Annotated in this window: 5 protein-coding genes; 2 read left to right on the top strand and 3 right to left on the bottom strand. The window is 64.3% G+C overall.

Features of this window, described 5'->3' with window-relative positions:
• Positions 1–977 (top strand): non-homologous end-joining DNA ligase (gene ligD / locus RI841_RS13430; RefSeq protein ID WP_310706130.1); only part of this gene is annotated, 977 nt, incomplete at its 5' end.
• Positions 974–1,861, top strand: coding sequence for a non-homologous end-joining DNA ligase (gene ligD / locus RI841_RS13425; protein ID WP_310706129.1), 888 nt, complete (start codon positions 974–976; stop codon positions 1,859–1,861). The genes ligD (RI841_RS13430) and ligD (RI841_RS13425), both read left to right, overlap by 4 nt.
• Positions 1,862–1,921: 60 nt before the next feature.
• Here ligD (RI841_RS13425) and RI841_RS13420 read toward each other — a convergent pair whose 3' ends face one another.
• The 3 genes from RI841_RS13420 to RI841_RS13410 all read right to left on the bottom strand — a co-directional run.
• On the bottom strand, positions 1,922–3,964 hold the full coding sequence (locus RI841_RS13420) for a TonB-dependent receptor domain-containing protein (RefSeq protein ID WP_310706128.1): 2,043 nt from the start codon (positions 3,962–3,964) through the stop codon (positions 1,922–1,924).
• A gap of 176 nt (positions 3,965–4,140) precedes the next feature.
• Positions 4,141–5,193, bottom strand: coding sequence for a porin (locus tag RI841_RS13415; RefSeq protein WP_310706127.1), 1,053 nt, complete (start codon positions 5,191–5,193; stop codon positions 4,141–4,143).
• Between the two features lie 406 nt (positions 5,194–5,599).
• The coding region (locus RI841_RS13410) for a ProQ/FINO family protein (protein WP_310706126.1) at positions 5,600–6,287 on the bottom strand (688 nt) is incomplete at its 5' end.

The following is a 6,287-nucleotide window of genomic DNA, read 5'->3' as shown; positions in this document are numbered from 1 at the left end:
CCGAGGAAGCGCGCTTGAAGCTGAAGAAGGCGTCGCAGCCCGGCTTCGTCGAGCCGATGAAGGCGGTGCTGGTGGACGAGCCCTTTTCCGACCCCAACTGGATCTACGAGCGCAAGCTCGACGGCGAACGCTGCCTGCTGCACAAGAAGGGTGCGACGGTGACGCTCTACTCGCGGAACGAGAAGAAGAAAAACAACACCTACCCCGAGATCGCGGAAGCGGTGGGAAAGCTCGACGGGAGCTGCATCCTCGATTCGGAGATCGTGACCTTCGATGGCAAGGTGACCAGTTTCAAGCGACTGCAAAAGCGTCTCCACAGAAAGGCTCCCGGTGAAGATATCCTCAGGCAATTCCCGGTGTACGCCTACGCCTTTGATATCCTCTATCTCGACGGCTACGACCTGACCGACCTCCCCCTGCGGGAGCGGAAGAAGGTCCTGCGCAGGGCATTCGAGTGGGCGTCTCCCCTGCGCATTCTGCCGCACCGCAACGAAGAGGGCGTGGCCTATCTCAAGGAGGCGTCGAGGAAGGGCTGGGAAGGCCTGATCGCAAAGGATGCCCGCTCCGGCTACGTGCCCAGGCGCTCCAGGAAGTGGTTGAAGTTCAAGTGCGGCCATCGCCAGGAAATGGTGATCGCCGGCTACACCGAACCGAAAGGCGAGCGTGTCGGCTTCGGCGCGCTGCTGCTCGGTTACTACGAGGACGGCGAGCTTCGCTACGCGGGCCGCGTGGGTACCGGCTTCGACGACGACTTTCTGACGTCCTTCCACAAGACAATGCAGCGTGAGGAGCGCAAGACCTCGCCCTATGCCGATCATGCGGAGGCGGACGACGCCATCCACTGGATCGAACCGACGTTCGTCGGCGAGGTGGGCTTCACGGAATGGACGCAAGATGGCCGTCTCCGGCATCCGCGCTTCCTCGGCCTTCGCGACGACAAGGACCCAACAGAGGTCAGGAGGGAGAGCGCCCAATGAAACCCAACGAGGTCGAGATATCACATCCCGACAAGGTGCTGTTCCCCGGCACGGGCGTCACCAAGGGTGAGCTCGCCGATTATTACGCGCGAATCGCACAGCGCTTGTTGCCTTATGCGGAGGGACGCCCGCTGACGCTGCGCGCCTTTCCGAAAGGTATCGGCGAGGAGGGATTTTTCAACAAGCATGCACCCGACCATTTTCCCGACTTCATCAGGCGTATCGAGGTGCCCACCCGCGACGCCGGCAGGGAGGCTGCGCGCATGTCCAGCGCCGACGAGGCGGCGGACCTGGTGTACTTCGCCGGCCAAAACGTGATCGAGATCCACGCGTCGCTCTCGACGGAAGCGGACCTCGAGAAGCCGGACCAGATCATTTTTGACTTCGATCCTTCCGGCGACGATTTCGACAAGGTGCGAAAGGTCGCGCTGGGATTTTGCGCGTTGCTGGATTCGTTGGCGCTCAACGCCTTCTGGAAGACGACAGGCTCGAAGGGATTGCATGCCCATATTCCCATTCGCCCCGAACGGGACTTCAGCACGGTCAAAGAGTGGGCGAAGGCGCTCGCCCGCAAGCTGCACGACGAGATGCCCGAGGAAACCACGCTGGAGCAGCGCAAGGACAAGCGGGGCGACAGGGTCTTCATCGACGTGCTGCGCAACGACTACGGCCAGACGGCGGTCTTGCCCTATTCGGTACGCGCCAGGGAAGGGGCCCCGGTCGCGATGCCGATCCGCGCGGACGAGCTGGAAGACGGCAACCTCCTGCCGGACCGTTATACCCTGAAGAACGTCTTCCAGCGCCTCGGACAGGTCGAGGATCCCTGGCACCATTTCAAGCATCGACGCATCGGGGCGAAGCGGCTGGCGGAGGCCGTCAGCTGAGGAGAATCGCGTTTCCCCGCTGCCCCGGCACGCCCGCCAGCCACGTCCCCCGTCGCAGGCCTAGAAGGTATAGTCGACGCCCACCCAGAGGCTGCGGCCGGGCTCGTTCAGGGGCAAGGCCAGGCTCTCCGGATCCTCGGCGAGGAAGGGGTCGCTGGCACTGCGGTTGCGGTTGAGGAAGTCACTGTAGGTCTTGTCGAGCAGGTTGCTGACCCCGGCACGCAGGGTCATGGCCTGCCAGCGCCAGGCGGCCTCGGCGTCCAGCACCACATAGCCCGCGGTGGCCACCTCGTCCGGCCCCAGGCGGTCCTGGGCGTCGGAGAAGCGGGCCGTGAGGCCGGCCTCCCAGGCCTCGCGTACATGGAACTGCGAGAGCTGGCCACGCAGCGGGGCGATATCCGCCAGGGCCCCGCCGTCATCCAGGTTGTCGCCGCGCACCCAGCTCAGCTGGCCGCGCGTCTCCCAATGGTGCGCCCAGCGCAGGTCGCCGGAGAGTTCCACACCATAGAGGGTGGCATCGATATTGCGGTAGGTGCTCACCCCATCTGCGTTGTTGTCTCGAAAGATGTAGTCATCGACGCGGTCGGCGAAAGCTGCCAACTCGAAGCCGACATTCTCAAGGCGGCGCTCGAAGCCCACATCCAGCTGATGATGCACCTCGGGATCGAGGCCGGGATTACCCACCCAGTCGCTTTTGGCGAAGTAGCGCTCGGTGGCGTCGGCATCGCGTTCGGCGCGGCTCAGGCTGGCGTAGAGGGTGTCGGTCTCGTTGAGGCGCTGCTCGCCGCGCAGGAAGCCGCCCACCAGCCAGGCCTCATGGTCCAGATCGCCCGTTACGCCGTACTCGCGACGGTAGAGATCGGCCGCCACCACGCCCGTACCGCTGGCCTGGTCGGCGGCATCGGCGCTGGCCTCTGAATAGTCCAGGCGCAGACCGCCGCTCAGGGTGGTGCGCTCGCCCAGGTAGTGATCCAGCTCGGCGAAGGCGCCGGATTGGCGAGTGGTGACGTCCGGCCAGGAGAGAAAAGCCACCATGTCGGTGGTATCGTTGATGATTTGTGCGTCGCGCGCATTCTGCAACACGTTGACCCCAAAGCGCAGGTCGCTGTCGGCCAGCTGCTGCACGGCCATGCTCTTCCAGGTGAGGGTGTCGGACTCGGTAGGCGAGCGCATCTTCATCATCGGCGCGTCACGCAGCGAGGTGTTGTCCATCACATGGTCGATGGTGGTGAACTGCAGGCGATTCTCCACCCTCAGGGTGTCCGAGAAGGCGTGGTCGAGGCGGACCCGCAGGGTGTCGTTGTCGCTCTTCGGGGAGTCCATGCCGGCGCCGGCGAACGCGATGTCGCGTTCCCGCACGCCTTCGTAGCCGAATGCCAGCTCGGTGTCGGCCGTGGGCGTGAAGCCCAGGGTCAGGCCGCCGCTGATGGTCTCGAAGCCGCTGTGGATGCGCCGGCCATCGCCATCTTCGTAGTCGTTGGCCTCCTGGCGCTCGCCGAACAGCCGCCAGTAGCCATTCTCGTTGCCGGCCACCAGGTTGGCGTAGAGGCCAGCGCGCTCGCCGTTGTCGTCATAGCTCGCCCCCACGCTGCCCTGCTGCTGGACGTCGCGGCCATCAAAGTCCGGCGCGGTGCGCTCGAAGAGCACGGTGCCCCCGCTGCCGCCGGCCCCGTGCTGCAGGGTGGTCACGCCCTTGCTCACCGTCACCCGGTCGAAGCTGTGCAGCGGCGCATAGGCGGTGGGCGGGTCCATGCGGTTGGGACAGCCGCCGAAGACATACCCCCCGTCCACCAGGATATTCAGCGCATTGCCCTGCTGGCCACGAATCACCGGGTCGAGGCCGTGCCCGCCCATTCGCACCGCCTCGATGCCATTGAGGCGGCGCAGCCAGTCGCCGGCATCCGCCGCTGGCGCGGGGGACTGGCGGGGCGTGATCGAGAGCTCACCAGGCACGTCGGCGTTCCCCTCGATGATCATGGTGGCGAGGGTCTCGGTATCGGTCTGGGCCTGGGCCTGGGCCTGGGCCTGGGCCTGGGTGGCAGTAGCCCAGACGGCGGCGATGCAGGCCACCACCGGCAGGCGACGAAGGATTGGCATGGTCATGGTCCCGTGCTCTTTCGAATCAATTGTTAGGCACGGGAATATTAAGTCGGGATGAAATGACCAGGAATGGGTCAGGATGCCGCATGGGCTCATGCGCGGCGGGCTCAAAGCAGAAAAGCCGACCCCGAGGGGCCGGCTTCATTCTGACGCGTGCGTTACCGCTTCAAGCGCAGGGCTTAGAAGAAGTAGCGGGCACCAGTGATGTAGTACATGTCATCGCCATCGGCGGTATCGATGACATCACCGTCATCGTTGAAGAGGGTGATGGACTGCTGGTCCGCCTGCTGCAGCTCGGCGAAGAGGTTGAAGCTGCTGGTCAGGTTGTAGTAAGCACCTGCCGCCCAAGAAGTGCGGGAATCGCTGTTATCCGGGGAAACGTCATAGATGTCGGCGTTGAAGGCCCACTGACCCACGGCGTAGGACATACCCAGGCCCCAGGTGTCGTAACCGCCGCCGAGGGTGTCGTTGTCGTCACGAGTCTCGTAACCCAGACGGGCGGAGAATGCATCGTTGATGGCGAAGGAAGCAGTGGCGCCGTAGAGCAGCTCGTCATTGCCGCCGCCCTCGACGATGTCATCAACATAGCCCAGCGCCAGACGCAGGCCACCGGTTTCGAACTTGGCACCGCCCTGGGTGGCAACTTCAGAACCATCGGTGGGCTCAACCTCGCCACGATCAGAATAGTGCTTGGCGCTGATAAAAGCAGTAAAGCCTTGCAGGTCCGGGGTCACATAGCCCAGGGAGTCACCACGCGCCTGCTTCGAGCCGCCTGCACCAGTGGTAAGCTCAAGACCGCGATCGATGTAGACATCAAACGGTGCGGAGACATAGCTGTTGTAGAAGCTGTCGTAGTTACCCGCCTGAACGGTACCCCAGGAGTTGCCGCGCAGACCGATGTAGCTGTGACGAACTTCGTTGAAGCCCTGGGAGGTATTACGCTCGTCGCCGGTGAAGCGCCACTCGACACGACCGAAGGCGGTCATGTCGGAGCTGACTTCGTGGCTCATGCTCAGGCCGAGACGAGAATAGACATCGACGAACTCGGTATCGTTGCTGACCTTCTCGCCAGCACTGTTGTACTCCGGGCCGCCGCCGCGGATACCCATGGCGATGCGGCCGTTGATGTCCAGCTTGGTACCGTCCTGGTCATAGACGGTAGCGGCTTGAGCGGCGGTAGCGGAGAACGCCATGGCACCGGCGATAGCAGTCGCTAACAGTGTCTTTTTCATTGCGATAGTTCCTTATTGACTAGCTTGCTGTTTCGATCGTGGCTGCCCGTTCTTGATGAGCGGGTCAGCGGGCTTGGCCGGTCTTGGTGCCGGTTCTCGACTCTGCGGGCTCCCTCCCGGGAGGTGGCAGGTCGCGAGCCAGACCTCGGCAAAGCCTTGTTATAGTCCAATGCTCGCAGGAGAAACTCTATACCGGGACATACGGGAACGCAACAAGAAAAAACACTGTTTTCCTTCGCTGCGCCCTAGTCTCCCGGCGCTTCTCCCTGCCCTTGCGATTCGGGCGCCGTCCCGGCGAGCCCGATGCCTGTTCGGCCTGCCACGACGATCCGGCAGACCATCAAGCACCTGGAGCGATGAGCGACTTCATCATGCCCGGCGAATATGATGAAGACAAGTCAGCGGATCAACGCTGGTTGTGCTTGGCAAGCAGCGCGGAGAGTTTCTCTTCCAGGGTGGCGGCCTCCCGGTCCGGCGAGGCGCCATGGCCGGCGCTGTCGGCCGCGGCGGAGTCCCGGCGTGAGGCGGGCGTAGCCGCCTTGGCAGCGTCGTGCCGGGTTGTCTCGCTCGGGGGCTTGCCACCCTTGGTGGTATCACGCTTCTTGCCGCGCTGTCGTGCCGGGCGAGCCCGCTGACGGCGGTCGGCCTGCAGTCGCTCAAGCTTCTTGTGGGCATGCTCGGCGGCCGCGGCATCCACCCGCCCGGCCGGCTCGCCGGCCAGGTCGAGCCGCTCTGCCCCCTCGCGAACGGACTTGAGATAGCGCGGCAGGTTGACGTAGCAGGCCAGCGCCCGGCGCACCAGCTTTTCGGGCCAGGGCTCACACGCGGCAAGCTCCTCGTGGATGCCGACCTTGAGCGGCCGGGTATGCCCCTTGAAGAAGGTCGAGGCGTAGCGCTGGTACCACTGGTCCAGCAACGCCTGGGGCGAAGGCGCTTCTCCAGGAAGCGTCTCGCCCGAGGCATTCGATTGAGCAGCGGTATCGGAAGCCGGTTCCGGCGCCGACGAGGCGCTCACTTCCCGAGAAAAGGGCGGCTCGCCAGCGGCCTCACTGGCATCAGGCTCCCTCGTGCGGTGGCCGATCAGCGCCGAGAGC

This window comes from Halomonas sp. (assembly GCF_031581305.1).
Lineage (GTDB): Bacteria > Pseudomonadota > Gammaproteobacteria > Pseudomonadales > Halomonadaceae > Halomonas.
This window is presented reverse-complemented; position numbering and strand designations above follow the sequence as displayed.

Excerpts from the sequence above, each read along its gene's own strand:
- ligD (WP_310706129.1), top strand. The coding sequence starts at position 974 with ATGAAACCCAACGAGGTCGAGATATCACATCCCGACAAGGTGCTGTTC.
- RI841_RS13420 (WP_310706128.1), bottom strand. The coding sequence starts at position 3,964 with ATGACCATGCCAATCCTTCGTCGCCTGCCGGTGGTGGCCTGCATCGCC.
- RI841_RS13415 (WP_310706127.1), bottom strand. The coding sequence starts at position 5,193 with ATGAAAAAGACACTGTTAGCGACTGCTATCGCCGGTGCCATGGCGTTC.